Consider the following 13526-nt stretch of genomic DNA (forward strand, 5'->3'; position numbering starts at 1 on the left):
AATTCACATGAGAACGGACTGCAGCCGGGTCAGTTCGCTGATCTGCGACTTCGTCGCCTGGTATCCGAGGCTGATCGCCTCGTCGGCGCGGTGGAATTCCGTCAGGCCGATATGGCTGAGCTTCGGCTGCAGCGACATATCCGGCGGGTCGCCGGCGAGCCTGGCCCGCGAAATCCGGTCCTGGATGATGTTGAAGGCCTCAACCATGACGCCGGTGATGCCGAGGCGGGTCTGGTGTGATTGGGGATTGACCTGGCCGGGGCGCGGCGCGTCCTTCTCGACGAGAAGTTCGCCGGCGCTATGCTTGATGACGGCGGCGCGTCCGAACAGGTCGTAGTGCAGGTTGACCGCTACGACGAGCGGCTGCTCATACGCGCGGCAGACCGAGACCGGCACCGGATTGACCAGCGCGCCATCGACCAGGATGCGGCCGTTGCAATTCACCGGCTCGAAAACGCCCGGCAGCGCGTAGGACGCGCGCATTGCCGTGATAAGCGAGCCGCTCGACAGCCAGATCTCATGGCCGGTGCGGATTTCCGAGGTGACGGCGACGAATGGCTTCGACAGGTGCTCGAAGCGGACGCCAGCCAGATGCTCGCGCAGGCGCTGGTCGAGCTTCATGCCGCCGAACAGGCCGCTGCCGCGCAGATTGAAATCCAGCAGACCGAAGAGGCGCCGCTTGGTCAGGCTCCTGGCGAATTCTTCCAGCTCGTCGAGCTTGCCGGCAAGGTAGCAGCCGCCGACGAGCGCGCCGATCGAGGTTCCGGCGATCATCGACACTTCGATACCGGCCTCGTCAAGCGCGCGCAGCACGCCGATATGAGCCCAGCCGCGGGCGCAGCCGCCGCCGAGCGCGAGCGAGATGCCTGCTTTCCCGCCTGGCTTCGGATCGGGCACGCCGCCCGACGATGCGGGGCCGTTGGCCTCCCGAACGTCAGGTCTGCTGCGCAATGACGCCCATTCGAGCATCATAATCTCCCTTGTCCCATATCCTTTCTACCGCAAGGATATTTGAGAATAGTGAATATGGGTGGTTTGTGAATATTGAATGGTTCACACCGGCTTCCGATACGTTCGATCCGCATCGAACAGCGGCCTGCTGCCGTCGCCGGCAAGCGTCGCCTTGCCGTCATTCAGTCCCACCGTCCGATAAAAACAAGAACGCCGTCCAGTGTGGCAAGTTGCGTCGTGGCCCAAAACTTTGACACGCAACCATATCGCGTCCTGGTCACAATCCGTGCGCATCTCGACGACGTGCTGGAAATTGCCGGAGGTCTCGCCCTTCTTCCACAGCGCGTTGCGCGAGCGCGACCAGTAATGGGCAATGCCGGTCTCGAGGGTAAGCGCCAGTGCCTCGGCATTCATATGCGCTACCATCAACAGCATGCCGTCGCCGGCATCGGTGACGACGACGGTGACGAGGCCCGCGGCATCGAAGCGCGGAGAAAGAACGGTGCCTTCCTCCAGCGCTTTCTTGTCTGATGGAGCTTCGGGGAATTGCAGTGCCGACATCGCCGGTCCTTATGTGTTCGGGCCGGCGACGGCCGGCAAATCAGCCGGCGCGCACCATGGTGACGAAGCGGATCTGCTCCTCGGGCGTGTCCTTGAAGACGCCGGTGAAGGTCGAGGTCAGCGTGGTCGAGCCCTGCTTGCGGATACCGCGCATGGCCATGCACATATGCTCGGCTTCGAGCATAACAGCGACGCCGCGCGGGTTGAGCACGTCCTGGATGACGCCGGCGATCTGCGCGGTCATTGCTTCCTGCGTCTGCAGGCGATGCGCGAAGATGTCGACGACGCGCGCGATCTTCGACAGGCCGACGACCTTGCCGTCCGGCAGATAGCCGACATGCGCCTTGCCGATGATCGGCACCATGTGGTGCTCGCAATGCGAATGGAATGTTATATCCCTGACGATGACGAGATCGTCATAGCCGGCGACTTCCTCGAAGGTGCGGCCAAGCTCATCGGCCGGGCACATGTCATAGCCGTTGAACATTTCGCGGAAGGCTTTGGTGACACGCTTCGGCGTATCGATCAGGCCTTCACGGTCCGGATTGTCGCCGGTCCAACGCAAAAGCGTTCGCACGGCGGCTTCGACTTCGGCTTCGCTCGGCCGGTCGGTGACTGGCTTGTCCAGATATTCGGACGGGGGCATGATTTTCTTGATGACGGCATCCATAAAGGCGTCTCCCGTAGTCCCACTCAAAGGTGGAACGAGTTGAACGGACCACGACCTTTTGGGTGAAAATCGCCCATTTCCATCCCGCAAGCGGCGTGAACAAATGAGCAGGGACAACGGCTTCCTGTCGCCTTGTCGATGCCCGACTGCCACCATTATATATGGTTCTAGCAGAGCGAAAGGAAGACGCGAGAGCGGCAAAGCCTGTTCGCTGGGCGGCGACGGATTGGAAAAATATGATCGACGACGTCTACAATGCGAAAATTCTCGGCTTCGCCGGAAACATAGGGCGGATCGGCCGGCTCGACGATGCCGACGCGACGGCCAGGGCGCATTCCAAAATGTGCGGCTCGACCGTCACCGTCGACCTCAAGATGGACGGCGACGTGGTGACCGATTTCGCCCACGACGTGAAGGCCTGTGCGCTCGGCCAGGCCTCGTCGTCGATCATGGCCCAGCATGTGGTCGGCGCCAACGCCGACGAATTGCGCGCCGTGCGCGAAACCATGCTGAAGATGCTCAAGGAGAACGGCGCGCCGCCCGAAGGCCGTTTCGCCGACCTCAAATATCTGGAACCGGTGCGCGACTACAAGGCGCGCCATGCCTCGACCATGCTGACCTTCGACGCGGTGGTCGATGCGATCGGCCAGATCGAGAGGAAGCGCGCCGAACAGGCGGCTTAAACACCTTCCGGCAAGCACCGACTTTCGGCAAATTCATCGCGGATCCAGTCGGCAAAGGCGGCAGCGGGCTCGGATAGCGCGCCGAGGCTTCTGCCGACAAGCCAGTAGGCGCCGCAGACGACATCGGTGTCGAATGGCTTGATCAACGCGCCGGATACCAATTCTTCTCTGACTAGCATCAGGTCGCCCAATGCCACGCCATGGCCGAGCATGGCGGCCTGTTTCGATAGCGAAGTATCGGCCAGGATCGGGCCGCGCTCCGGATGGGCATCGCCGGTGACGCCCGCCGCCTCGAACCAGCGGGTCCAGCCCTGGCGGTTCTCCTCGTGCAGCAAAGTATAGGCGCGTAGGTCGGCGGGCTTGCGCAGCGCTGGGCCGGATGCGAGCAGAGCGGGCGACAGCACTGGTGAAGCGATGACCGGCGCCAGATGTTCGGCCTCGCTGCGCGGCCATGACTTGTGGTGCGCGCTGAAGCGCAAGGCAAGCTCGGCCTGGTCACTGCGGAACTCGATCAGCCGCACATCGACTTCGAGCGAAACGTCGATATCTGGCCGTAACTGGCGAAAGCGGTTGAGCCGTGGCACCAGCCATACTGCGGCAAGCGAAGGTTCGACGCTGACGCGCACTACCGACTGTGCCGATGAGCCCGCAAGTTCCGAAACCACCTTGTCGATGTCGTCGAAGCTTCTGACCAGGCGATCGAGTAGCCGGCGGCCGGCATCGGTCAGTTCAACACGGCGGTGGAGGCGCAAGAACAAGGGCTGACGAAGAAAAGTCTCCAGCTCGCGGATCTGCCGGCTGATCGCGGCCTGCGAAACGTAGAGCTCCTCGGCCGCCCGGCTGAAGCTCAAATGCCGGCCGGCCGTCTCGAAGCTCCTGAGCGCCGTCAGCGGCAGGCGTCCTCGTTTCATGTCGCATAACCTCAAGTTATCCGATCAGGAAATTATACTCGTTTGAGGAGGAAGACCAGCAGCAGTCTAATCGGTGCTCAAAGGAGCACCGCCATGAACCAACTCCTGGCCATTTTGAATGACGTCATGCGGATTGCCACCTTTCAATGGCACGGCGAAGCCTTGCGGGACGGCGGTGGCCACGGACATCGGTATGCTTGCTGCCACCATGTCCCGCCTGCCAACAGCTATCCCACCCGGCGCTCCAGGCCTTGAGGGCATTGCGTTTCAGCGCCGAAGCCCACATCTATCGCGCAGTGAAACAGGCTGCGGAGAAGATGGGCGACCATTCCGGGCATACACATGGCGTCCGTCCGGTGCAGCGCGGGCGCAACTGGCCGGGGCCTTGGCGCAGGACGCCCGGGCGCATCCTGGGCACCTCGCTCGTGCGCCTCTATCAACTGACGCTCTCCGGCTTTGTCGGCAACAGCTGCCGGCATCTGCCGACCTGTTCCGAATATGCGCATGAGGCGATCGCCCGCCATGGCCTGTGGGCTGGCGGCTGGATGGGGCTGTTCCGAATCTTGCGCTGCGGACCGTTCGGAACGCATGGCATCGACCGCGTTCCGGAGACGCTTGCCCGGCGCTATGTCTGGTTCACGCCCTGGCGTTACTGGTGCATCGGCAAACAACACGGCCAGCCCGAAATCTGATCACTCGCGCGGTGACGAACGGTCGAATTTTTACGATCCGGTAGGGTTAACGCGAAGCTGCACGAACACTGCGAATTTGAGACAAAATCGAGACAAGACGCCTCGCTAAGCCGCTGCCTGCAATCCCGTTCAGGAGTGAGTTTCGCTATGCGCCAGATGGACCGCTATCCCTTCATTTTTGCCATCGTCCTTTTCCTTCTGGCCTGGATGCTCGGCTTGCCGGTGCGGGCGCAGTCAGCACCGCTCGACGACATCCACTGCACGCTGATCCAGGAACAGCAAAGCGGCGAAACGCTTTATCAGGACGGCGTTTGCGATCAGCGTGTCAGCCCGGCTTCCACCTTCAAGGTGCCCCTGGCGCTGATCGGCTATGATGCCGGCATCCTGAGCGACCAGCATACGCCGAGCTGGGACTACAAGCCGGAGTTCAAGGCGGCGAAGCGCGACCGGAAGACCGTCGACCCGACGATCTGGGAACGCGATTCCATCGTCTGGTACTCGCGTGAGATCACGCGGCGTCTCGGCGCTGAAAAGTTCGCCTTCTATGTGTCGAAATTCGGCTATGGCAACAAGGATGTCGCGGGCGATGCCAGCAAGGACAATGGGCTCACGCAATCCTGGATAAATTCCTCGCTCGAAATATCGCCGGTCGAGCAGACGGCTTTCCTGCGCCAGCTGCTCGCCGGCAAGATGCCGGTGTCGGCGAAGGCGCATGAGATGACCAAGGCGATCCTTCCGGCCTTCGCGGCCGGCGACTGGACGGTGCACGGCAAGACCGGCAGCACCAGGCTCGGCCAGGACGGCAAGCGCTCGCTCGGCTGGTTCGTCGGCTGGGCCGAGAAGAGCGGCCGCCGCATCGTCTTTGCAAGACTGGTCGTGGATGCCAAGCGTACCGGCGAGCCGAAGGGCCTTGCGACGCGGGCAGCATTTTTGAAGGACCTGCCCGGCCTCATCAAATAGAACGGCTGGCGGCTTTACGGCGGCGGAAACTCCTCATAAAAGACTGCGCGCCGACCGTCGTCCATGTTATTGGCGCCTCCGGCTAACCTCTGCATGCCGCACTCAGCTTGCGATTTGCATTTCACCACCCGCGCTCGTTTGCGGGACTGGATAGGAGAATCCTGATGCCGAATTCCGTTTCCCTGACATTTCCCGATGGTTCTGCCCGCGAGTATGACGCGGCGATGACCGGCGCCGGCCTAGCCGAATCGATCTCCAAGTCGCTGGCCAAGAAGGCTGTCGCCTACAGCCTCGACGGCACCGTACGCGATCTTTCCGATCCGCTCGGCAAGTCCGGCAAGGTCGAGATCATCACCCGCGAGGACCCGCGCGCGCTGGAACTCATCCGCCACGATACGGCGCATGTGCTGGCCGAGGCCGTGCAGGAGCTGTGGCCGGGAACGCAGGTGACCATCGGGCCGGTGATCGAGAACGGTTTCTACTACGACTTCGCGCGCAACGAACCGTTCACGCCGGACGATTTCCCGGTGATCGAAAAGAAGATGCGCGAGATCATCGCCCGCAACAAGCCGTTCACCAAGGAGGTCTGGCCGCGCGAGAAGGCGAAGAAGGTCTTCGCCGACAAGGGCGAGCGCTACAAGCTCGAGCTGATCGACGCCATTCCCGAAGACCAGGACCTCAAGATCTACGCGCAGGGCGACTGGTTCGACCTCTGCCGCGGTCCGCATATGGCTTCGACAGGTCAAATCGGCAATGCCTTCAAGCTGATGAAGGTGGCGGGCGCCTATTGGCGCGGCGATTCCAACAATCCGATGCTGACGCGCATCTACGGCACGGCCTTTGCCGACCAGGCGCAACTCGAGGCCTACCAGACACTGCTGGAGGAAGCCGAGAAGCGCGACCACCGCAAGCTCGGCCGCGAGATGGACCTGTTCCATTTTCAGGAAGAGGGTCCGGGCGTCGTGTTCTGGCACGCCAAGGGCTGGAAGATGGTGCAGAACCTGATCAACTACATGCGCCGCCGGCTCGATGAGCACGGCTATCAGGAAGTCAACGCGCCGCAGGTGCTGGACAAGAGCCTGTGGGAGACGTCGGGACACTGGGGCTGGTATCGCGACGCGATGTTCAAGGTCACGGTCGCCGGCGACGACACCGACGACGACCGCGTCTTCGCGCTGAAGCCGATGAATTGTCCTGGACACGTACAGATCTTCAAGCATGGGTTGAAGTCTTATCGCGAACTGCCAGTAAAACTTGCAGAGTTCGGCAATGTGCATCGCTATGAGCCGTCGGGCGCGCTGCACGGGCTGATGCGCGTGCGGGGCTTCACGCAGGACGACGCGCATATCTTCTGTACCGAGGAGCAGCTCGCTGCCGAATGCCTGCGCATCAACGACCTGATCCTGTCGACCTATGCCGATTTCGGCTTCGACGAGGTCAGCGTGAAGCTGTCGACCCGGCCGGACAAGCGCGTCGGAACCGACGAGGCCTGGGACCATGCCGAGGCGATCATGAGCAATGTGCTGGAGACGATCCGCGCGCGCTCCGGCAATCGCATCAAGACCTCGATCAATCCGGGCGAGGGCGCCTTCTACGGGCCGAAATTCGAATATGTGCTGAAGGACGCCATCGGCCGCGAATGGCAATGCGGCACCACGCAGGTCGACTTCAATCTGCCGGAGCGTTTCGGGGCCTTCTATATCGGCTCGGATTCGGAGAAGAAGCAGCCGGTCATGGTGCATCGCGCGGTGTGCGGCTCGATGGAGCGGTTCCTCGGCATCCTGATCGAGAACTATTCCGGCCATTTCCCGCTGTGGTTCGCGCCGCTGCAGGTGGTGGTGGCGACGATCACCTCGGATGCGGACGAGTACGCCTTGAAAGTGGTCGGGCGGCTGAAGGCCGCGGGGCTGCTCGCCGAAGCCGACCTGCGCAACGAGAAGATCAACTACAAGGTACGCGAGCATTCCCTGGCCAAGGTCCCGGTCATCCTCGTCTGCGGCAAGCGCGAAGCGGAAGAGGAAACCGTCAATGTCCGCCGGTTGGGCTCCCGCGACCAGGAATCGCTGAAGCTCGACGATGCGGTGAAGTCTCTCGCCGACGAGGCGGTCTCGCCCGACCGCAAGCGTCGCGCAGCCTGACTTACCAGCACGCCCTAAAGCGCGTCGCGCTGAAACGGATTCAGGCGACGCGCTTTAGTCCTTGTTTTTATGCATGTTGTTGTCCCAGAACCGAGTACACTTCTGGGCGACATGCAGTAAAATGGCGGTGGGGTGTCCACCGCCATTTTCATACGCCTGTCACGCCAGCCCTGTAACGAGCCGCCATGCTCAAGTTGAAACTTCGGGAAAGACGTTTTCCCGAGCTCTCCTATGCCAACGCGCATCAACCGGTGCTGACGCGCTGGTTCATCCATTCCGTCGAGGGCTTGTCCGGCCGCGACCGCTTCGCCGTGCTTTATGATTTCTGGCGCCGCCAGGTGGTGCCGACCGGCGATCGCGTGTTCAGCCGCATGCTGGAATTGATCGACGTCAAGGTCCGCAACGCCGTTCAATGGCCGCCGGCCGAGCTACCGGATACGCCGCTGGTCATCGTCGCAAACCATCCCTTCGGTATCGGCGACGGCATTGCGGTGCTGTCGCTTGTCGAGCAACTGGGCCGACCGTTCCGGGTCATGATCCACAAGGACCTGCTCCGGATCCGGGAGATGCAACCCTATTCGCTGCCGATCGATTTTTCCGAGACCAAGGAAGCGCTGAAGAACAACATGGCGGTGCGCCACGAAGCTGTACGGCTGTTGAAGGAAGGCGTCACCATCGTCGTCTTCCCGGCCGGCGGCGTCGCCACGGCGCCGAAGGGCTTCGGCCGTGCCATCGACCTGCCGTGGAAGATGTTTCCGGCCAAGCTCATCCAGGACGCCAAGGCCTCGGTTATCCCGATGCATTTTTCCGGCCAGAACGGCCGCTTGTTCCATCTCGTCAGCGGCCCGATGAACATGGCCGAGCGCGATAGCCGCTTGGCCAAGTTCATCGGTAAGGCATCGCTGACGCTGCGCACCTCCTTGCTCATCCGCGAGTTCGCCCGCCTGTCGGGCAAGGCGATCGAGGTGCGTATCGGCGAAGTACTGAGATGGAGCGACCTCGAGCCGCTGCGCGACCGCAAGGCGCTGCTCGACCGCCTCTATCGCTCGGTCTTCGACCTGGCGACGCCGGCCGCGCAGCGCGGCCGTGTGCCGTTTCTGCCAAAGCGGATGCGCAAGGCGGCCTGACAGCGCCAGCTGTCGCAGGGCAAATTCCAGGAAAAGTGTGAAGCGGTTAGGCTCGGCGCTTCGCCGTAGCCTTCCGTCCGGAATTGCGTCAAACAACAGGGCGGTTCGCCGTTCCATGAAATGCCAAACCGAACTAGCTAGTCCGCGCCTTCCTCGGGGTCGATGGCCGACGATTCATTGGCCAGAACCTCGATTTCCTGGTTCTGGCCCGCAACGACCGCAAAGTCCTTCTGGTAGATGCGGTCGCGGTTCTTGGCGATGATGGTGTACTGGCCCTCGGCCAGCACCATCGAGGCGAAGGCGCCGACCGCTTCCTTGATCGGATCGCCGGATTCGTTGAGCAGCGACCAGGACGTGTCGGCAATGGCCTCGCCGCCGGGCTCGCGCACCAGCTTCATCGTCATCTCGGCGGCGCGGTGCTCGACGGTCGCCTCGGTCAGCTTGCCGGCCTCGACGCGGATGTCGGAGCGGATCACGGCGTTGACCGCGCCATAGGTGGAGACGACATGGTAAGTGCCGGCGTTCAGTCGCACCACGGTGTTCGGCGCGACGTCAGGGGCGATCAGCGGGCGGTCGCCATTGGCCGTGGCCTCGCCTTCATAGATCGAGAAGCGTAGTTTCTTCGACGGGATGGGCGCGCCGCCCGATGTCACGGCGTCGAGCTTCAGGCCGCCGGCGTCGAGCACAAGGCTTTCGCGGCGGGCCACCTTGCCGACGGTGATGCGCTTGGTGGCGCCGGCGCGTCCATAGGAGGCATGGACGAGATAGCTGCCGGGGTCGAGCTGGAACACGGCGGTACCGCCATGGGCGGACGCAACCATCGGCAGCTTGCCGTCGCTGGTCGGCTGCGGCTTGAAGACCCGCCAGACGATGCCGCGGGTGATGTCGGCACCCTTGTCGGTCAACTGCGCCGACAGCGTGATCGCGCCGCCATTGCCCAGCGCCAGCGGTCCCTCGGTCTTCGGCGTCGCGTAGCTCGAAATGCCCGGCAGCTTGATGTCGCCGACATCGTTGGCATTCTGGGCCAGCGCGAACGAAACCGGCACCGCGAACAACGCAGCGACGAGTGCGATCACGAAAAGGCGCAGATACCCCTCAAACATGCCTTGCGTTGAAGCCCAAGGCGGTGGCAATTTCAAGGCCCAGGAGTGCGTTGCTTCCGCCAGCGGCTCCTTATCCGGCGCAAAACGCCACCGCCCGAGCCGCCCGACTTCCCGATTGGCGTGCTTCAGCTCAAAATCGAATGCTTTCCAGGAGACTCGCGCCCATGGCGTCGCCGATCATCGACTTCCTGCTCACCCGCAATTCCGCGCCGATCCCGGATCTCAAGGAGCCGGCGCCCGGCGATGCCGAGATCGCGACGATGATCGCGGCGGCCTCGCGCGTTCCCGACCACGGCCGGCTCGAGCCCTGGCGCTTCATCCTTTATCGCGGCGAGGCGCGCATCGAGATCGGCAAGAAGCTGGCAGCGCTTGCCGAGCAGCGCGAAGGACCGCTGCCCGAGGGTCGCCGCAACCAGGAACTGGCGCGCTTCTCGCGCGCACCGCTGGTGATCGGGGTCGTGTCGGTGCCGAAGGAGAACCCGAAGATCCCGCAGTGGGAGATGTTCCTGTCGGGCGGCATGGCGGCCATGAACCTGATGATAGCGGCCAACGCGCTGGGCTACGGCACCAACATGATCAGCAACTGGTATTCCGACGTCGCCGAGGGCAGGGCGATCCTCGGGCTCTCGCCGCAGGAGCGCGTCGTCGGCTTCGTCCATATCGGCTCCTATCAGGGGCCGGCTCCGGAACGGCCGCGGCCCGATCCGGCGAAGCTTTATGCCGATTACACCGGTCCGGCCGGTTAGTCAGAGCCCTGCGCGCTTGGAAGCCGCGGCCGTCGCAGCAGGACTACCGCGACGCGCGGTCATGACGGTGCGCACGAAGCCCGGTTCGCCGATCCGGATGCTGCCGTCGGGAAGGCCGAGGATGCGGTCGAGCGCTATCTCGTAAAGCCGCACCCGTTTCTCCAGGGCCTCGATGGCGACCTCCATATCGGCATCGCTGCCGCCGGCGAGCGCCTTGGCGGTGACGTCATGCGTCGCCAGGCCGAACTGCATGACGATGTCGGCCACACCCTCCGGATCGAAAGTGCGGAAGGCACCATCCTCGACGCCTTGCCTGATGATCTCCACCAGCACGGGTGAGAAGGACTTGCTGGCGGCCAGATTGATGCGGTGGAAAAGCACCAGGTTTTCCGGACGAAACAGCGTCTCGAACAACGCCCATGCTTCCGGCGCGGTGTCGATCTTGGCCTGGCGGGACGTGGCCAGCAGGGCGTTCAGTCGTGCAAGCGGATCGAGGTTCGGATCATTGACGATCTCCTGGACGCCGGCGAGCGCGTGTCTTGCGAAACGCTCCGCCAACGCCTCCAGCAGGGCCTCCTTGGAAGCGAAGTAGTGATAGAAGGCGCCTTTTGAGACGCCGGCCGCCGCGATGACGTCGTTGAGGCTCGCTCTGTCGTAGCCATGCGTCAGGAACAGGGCCTGGGCATGGTCCAGCAGTTCTTCGCGCCTGAGTTCCGGGTGCCTGATGATGCGGGGCATGGCGAAACCTTGTGCATAAGCTGACCGTTCTCGTCCAGAGCGCAAGGCGTATCTTGAGAATCCGACCGGTGGTCGGTATAATAGACCATCGGTCGGATTCGACCAAATTGCGGCTGGGCGAAATGTCATGGAAGGTTGGTCATGATCTCAAGATTGGTTCTCCAGACATTCGTGTGGTTCGGCCTCATGGGGGCGCTGCTTTTCTTGTCGGCCGGAACGCTGCGCTGGTCGGGAGCCTGGGTCTATCTGGTGTTGATGGTCGGACTCAGCCTGACGCTTGGCGTGACGCTCGCGCAGCGCGATCCCGGCCTGATGAATGAGCGGCTCAGCCCGCCAATCCAGAAGGGCCAGGCCGCGGCCGACAAGATCCTGCTTTCCATCCTGCTCATCGGCATTTTTGCCTGGCAGGTCCTGATGGGGCTCGACTTCCGCTTCGGCTGGTCGGCCGTTCCGCTATGGCTGCAAGTGGTTGGCGCGATCATCCTGCTGCTCAGCATCTGGATCTGCTACCTGACGATGATGGAAAACAGCTTCGCGGCGCCCGTCGTGAAGATCCAGGACGAACGTGGCCAGAAGGTCATCACGACCGGGCCGTACGGCTACGTCCGTCATCCGATGTATGCAGGCGCCATTTTCTTCTTTGCCGGCACGGCGCTGCTGCTTGCTTCCTGGTGGGGGTTGGCATCCGTGCTCGTCTTCATCGTCCTGCTTGGCATCCGCACCTTCATCGAGGAAAAGACTTTGCGGACCGGCCTGCAGGGTTATGACGATTACGCCGCGCGCGTCCGCTACAAACTGATCCCGATGGTCTGGTAGCGGGTCAGGCTGAAATCCCTGCCGCCCTGGCGCGGGCCAGTAGCCGCTCGGCCAGCCGCAGATGCGGCCGGTCGTACATCTTGCCGCCGATGCCGACGACGCCCGGGTTTCCCGCCGCCGCGAAGGCGTCGACGATCGCCTGCGATTGCTCGGCCGCTTCGGCGGATGGCGTGAATGCGGCGTTGATGACCGGCACCTGCGCCGGATGGATCGCCATCTTGCCGGTGAAGCCGTCGCGCTCGGCCTCGCGGCATTCCTTCTCGAAACCGGCCATGTCACGGAAGTCGGGAAAGACGGTGTCGATAGCCGCGACTTCGGCTGCGCCGGCCGCCAGAATGGTCATCGTACGCGCCAGGCGAAACACGTCGGTGTAGCGGCCGTTCTCGTCGCGGGCCGCGCGCGCGCCGATCGCCGCCGACAAATCCTCCGCGCCCCAGGTCAGGCCGGCGAGCCGCGCGCTCGTGCCGGCATAGCTTGCCGCCGCCAGGACGCCCGCCGCGGTCTCGGTGATGATCGGCAGGATCTTGATGCCGCCGTCCGGCAGCCCGCTTTCGGCCTCATGCACCCGAAGCTTCGCCGCAAGTTGCTGCACGTCCTGACCACTGTTCGACTTGGGCAGCATGATGCCGTCGGGCTTCACCGGAACAAGGGCCGCGAGGTCGTCGTCGGTGAGGCCGGTGGAAAGGTCGTTGACCCGCACATAGACGGCGGAACCTGTCCGGCGCCTTTGGCTCGAGATGAAGTGCGCCGCGGTCGCGCGTGCCGGACCCTTGTTGGCCGCGGCAACGGAATCCTCGAGATCGACGATGACCACGTCGGCACCGGACCCGAATCCTTTTTCAAGCTTCCGGTCGGAATCGCCGGGCACGAACAGCAGCGAGCGCATCAGGCCGCCTTTTTCAGCATCATCGCCTGCCTGTTGCATTTGGCGACAAGAACGTCATTTTGATTGTAGGCGCGATGTTCGAACTCGACGATGCCACGATCGGGTTTCGACTTGGACTCGCGCACGGAGACGACCGTCGTCTCGACCCGAATGGTGTCGCCGTGAAAGACGGGATGCGGGAAGGTGGTTTCCTTCATGCCGAGATTGGCGACAGTGGTGCCGACGGTGATGTCGTTCACCGAAATGCCGATCATCAGGCCGAGCGTGAACAGCGAATTGACCAGCGGCTTGCCCCACTCGGTCTTCGCGGCGAAGTCGAAATCGATGTGCAAAGGCTGCGGGTTCAGCGTCATCACCGAAAACAGCATGTTGTCGCTTTCGGTGACGGTCTTGCGCAGCGTGTGGCGGAAGACATGGCCGACGACAAACTCTTCCAGGTAAAGCCCGGCCATGGTCGATCTTCTCCAATTCCTCTGCTTGATAGGCGTTGGTTGCGCCTCCATCAAGCCGGTTAAGAAACATGGTGAACCGTTCGTAAACCATT

At 62.8% G+C, this 13526-nt stretch carries 15 protein-coding genes; 7 read left to right on the forward strand and 8 right to left on the reverse strand.

What is annotated here, in order from left to right; genetic code table 11:
- Nucleotides 1–3 precede the first annotated feature (3 nt).
- The 3 genes from RFM98_RS01815 to folE form a co-directional block, all read right to left on the reverse strand.
- Nucleotides 4–969: a patatin family protein gene (locus tag RFM98_RS01815; RefSeq protein ID WP_320307233.1), complete on the reverse strand. Its 966-nt coding sequence runs from the start codon at nucleotides 967–969 to the stop codon at nucleotides 4–6.
- An 84-nt stretch (nucleotides 970–1053) separates the two neighbouring features.
- Entirely contained in the window at nucleotides 1054–1512 is a 459-nt protein-coding gene (gene hisI / locus RFM98_RS01820) for a phosphoribosyl-AMP cyclohydrolase (RefSeq protein WP_320307234.1), read from the reverse strand.
- A 40-nt stretch (nucleotides 1513–1552) separates the two neighbouring features.
- On the reverse strand, nucleotides 1553–2182 hold the full coding sequence (gene folE / locus RFM98_RS01825; RefSeq protein WP_320307235.1) for a GTP cyclohydrolase I FolE: 630 nt from the start codon (nucleotides 2180–2182) through the stop codon (nucleotides 1553–1555).
- A 236-nt stretch (nucleotides 2183–2418) separates the two neighbouring features.
- Between folE and RFM98_RS01830 the strand changes: the two genes are divergently transcribed.
- Entirely contained in the window at nucleotides 2419–2865 is a 447-nt protein-coding gene (locus RFM98_RS01830) for an iron-sulfur cluster assembly scaffold protein (RefSeq protein WP_320307236.1), read from the forward strand.
- On the opposite strand, the gene RFM98_RS01835 is transcribed toward RFM98_RS01830, so the two are convergent.
- Nucleotides 2862–3776 carry a LysR substrate-binding domain-containing protein gene (locus RFM98_RS01835; protein ID WP_320307237.1) on the reverse strand — a complete coding sequence of 305 codons (915 nt, stop codon included), beginning with the start codon at nucleotides 3774–3776 and terminating at the stop codon, nucleotides 2862–2864. The genes RFM98_RS01830 and RFM98_RS01835 overlap by 4 nt on opposite strands.
- 317 nt (nucleotides 3777–4093) lie before the next feature.
- On the opposite strand from RFM98_RS01835, the gene yidD reads away from it, so the two are divergent.
- The 4 genes from yidD (at nucleotide 4094) to RFM98_RS01855 (ending at nucleotide 8693) form a co-directional block, all read left to right on the forward strand.
- Nucleotides 4094–4468, forward strand: a complete 375-nt coding sequence (gene yidD / locus RFM98_RS01840) for a membrane protein insertion efficiency factor YidD (RefSeq protein ID WP_320307539.1) — start codon at nucleotides 4094–4096, stop codon at nucleotides 4466–4468.
- Between the two features lie 147 nt (nucleotides 4469–4615).
- Nucleotides 4616–5428, forward strand: a complete 813-nt coding sequence (blaOXA, locus tag RFM98_RS01845) for a class D beta-lactamase (protein ID WP_320307238.1) — start codon at nucleotides 4616–4618, stop codon at nucleotides 5426–5428.
- Between the two features lie 164 nt (nucleotides 5429–5592).
- Complete coding sequence (gene thrS, locus RFM98_RS01850) at nucleotides 5593–7566, forward strand: threonine--tRNA ligase (RefSeq protein ID WP_320307239.1); 1974 nt, start codon at nucleotides 5593–5595, stop codon at nucleotides 7564–7566.
- A 185-nt stretch (nucleotides 7567–7751) separates the two neighbouring features.
- A complete protein-coding gene (locus tag RFM98_RS01855; protein WP_320307240.1) occupies nucleotides 7752–8693 on the forward strand; it encodes a lysophospholipid acyltransferase family protein in 942 nt (313 codons plus the stop codon).
- Nucleotides 8694–8830: 137 nt separating this feature from the next.
- Here the strand turns inward: RFM98_RS01855 and RFM98_RS01860 are convergent, their stop codons facing one another.
- Nucleotides 8831–9796, reverse strand: coding sequence for an RgsD C-terminal domain-containing protein (locus RFM98_RS01860; protein WP_320307241.1), 966 nt, complete (start codon nucleotides 9794–9796; stop codon nucleotides 8831–8833).
- A 164-nt stretch (nucleotides 9797–9960) separates the two neighbouring features.
- Here RFM98_RS01860 and RFM98_RS01865 point away from each other — a divergent pair, with 164 nt between their 5' ends.
- Nucleotides 9961–10542 carry a nitroreductase family protein gene (locus tag RFM98_RS01865; protein WP_320307242.1) on the forward strand — a complete coding sequence of 194 codons (582 nt, stop codon included), beginning with the start codon at nucleotides 9961–9963 and terminating at the stop codon, nucleotides 10540–10542.
- Here RFM98_RS01865 and RFM98_RS01870 read toward each other — a convergent pair whose 3' ends face one another.
- Entirely contained in the window at nucleotides 10543–11280 is a 738-nt protein-coding gene (locus RFM98_RS01870; protein WP_320307243.1) for a TetR/AcrR family transcriptional regulator, read from the reverse strand. It lies immediately after the preceding gene.
- A gap of 141 nt (nucleotides 11281–11421) precedes the next feature.
- Between RFM98_RS01870 and RFM98_RS01875 the strand changes: the two genes are divergently transcribed.
- Nucleotides 11422–12096, forward strand: a complete 675-nt coding sequence (locus RFM98_RS01875) for a methyltransferase family protein (protein ID WP_320307244.1) — start codon at nucleotides 11422–11424, stop codon at nucleotides 12094–12096.
- Between the two features lie 4 nt (nucleotides 12097–12100).
- Here RFM98_RS01875 and RFM98_RS01880 read toward each other — a convergent pair whose 3' ends face one another.
- Both RFM98_RS01880 and RFM98_RS01885 read right to left on the reverse strand, forming a co-directional pair.
- Nucleotides 12101–12982, reverse strand: a complete 882-nt coding sequence (locus RFM98_RS01880) for an HpcH/HpaI aldolase/citrate lyase family protein (RefSeq protein WP_320307245.1) — start codon at nucleotides 12980–12982, stop codon at nucleotides 12101–12103.
- Nucleotides 12982–13434, reverse strand: a complete 453-nt coding sequence (locus tag RFM98_RS01885; RefSeq protein ID WP_320307246.1) for a MaoC family dehydratase — start codon at nucleotides 13432–13434, stop codon at nucleotides 12982–12984. The genes RFM98_RS01880 and RFM98_RS01885 overlap by 1 nt, the downstream gene beginning before the upstream one ends.
- Nucleotides 13435–13526: the final 92 nt, after the last annotated feature.

It is taken from the genome of Mesorhizobium australafricanum, assembly GCF_033977265.1.
Taxonomy (GTDB): Bacteria; Pseudomonadota; Alphaproteobacteria; order Rhizobiales; family Rhizobiaceae; genus Mesorhizobium; species Mesorhizobium australafricanum.

Excerpts from the sequence above, each read along its gene's own strand:
- folE (WP_320307235.1), bottom strand. The coding sequence starts at position 2,182 with ATGGATGCCGTCATCAAGAAAATCATGCCCCCGTCCGAATATCTGGAC.
- RFM98_RS01860 (WP_320307241.1), bottom strand. The coding sequence starts at position 9,796 with ATGTTTGAGGGGTATCTGCGCCTTTTCGTGATCGCACTCGTCGCTGCG.
- RFM98_RS01830 (WP_320307236.1), top strand. The coding sequence starts at position 2,419 with ATGATCGACGACGTCTACAATGCGAAAATTCTCGGCTTCGCCGGAAAC.
- RFM98_RS01880 (WP_320307245.1), bottom strand. The coding sequence starts at position 12,982 with ATGCGCTCGCTGCTGTTCGTGCCCGGCGATTCCGACCGGAAGCTTGAA.
- RFM98_RS01865 (WP_320307242.1), top strand. The coding sequence starts at position 9,961 with ATGGCGTCGCCGATCATCGACTTCCTGCTCACCCGCAATTCCGCGCCG.
- RFM98_RS01875 (WP_320307244.1), top strand. The coding sequence starts at position 11,422 with ATGATCTCAAGATTGGTTCTCCAGACATTCGTGTGGTTCGGCCTCATG.
- hisI (WP_320307234.1), bottom strand. The coding sequence starts at position 1,512 with ATGTCGGCACTGCAATTCCCCGAAGCTCCATCAGACAAGAAAGCGCTG.
- RFM98_RS01870 (WP_320307243.1), bottom strand. The coding sequence starts at position 11,280 with ATGCCCCGCATCATCAGGCACCCGGAACTCAGGCGCGAAGAACTGCTG.
- RFM98_RS01815 (WP_320307233.1), bottom strand. The coding sequence starts at position 969 with ATGCTCGAATGGGCGTCATTGCGCAGCAGACCTGACGTTCGGGAGGCC.
- RFM98_RS01885 (WP_320307246.1), bottom strand. The coding sequence starts at position 13,434 with ATGGCCGGGCTTTACCTGGAAGAGTTTGTCGTCGGCCATGTCTTCCGC.
- thrS (WP_320307239.1), top strand. The coding sequence starts at position 5,593 with ATGCCGAATTCCGTTTCCCTGACATTTCCCGATGGTTCTGCCCGCGAG.
- blaOXA (WP_320307238.1), top strand. The coding sequence starts at position 4,616 with ATGCGCCAGATGGACCGCTATCCCTTCATTTTTGCCATCGTCCTTTTC.
- RFM98_RS01855 (WP_320307240.1), top strand. The coding sequence starts at position 7,752 with ATGCTCAAGTTGAAACTTCGGGAAAGACGTTTTCCCGAGCTCTCCTAT.
- RFM98_RS01835 (WP_320307237.1), bottom strand. The coding sequence starts at position 3,776 with ATGAAACGAGGACGCCTGCCGCTGACGGCGCTCAGGAGCTTCGAGACG.
- yidD (WP_320307539.1), top strand. The coding sequence starts at position 4,094 with ATGGGCGACCATTCCGGGCATACACATGGCGTCCGTCCGGTGCAGCGC.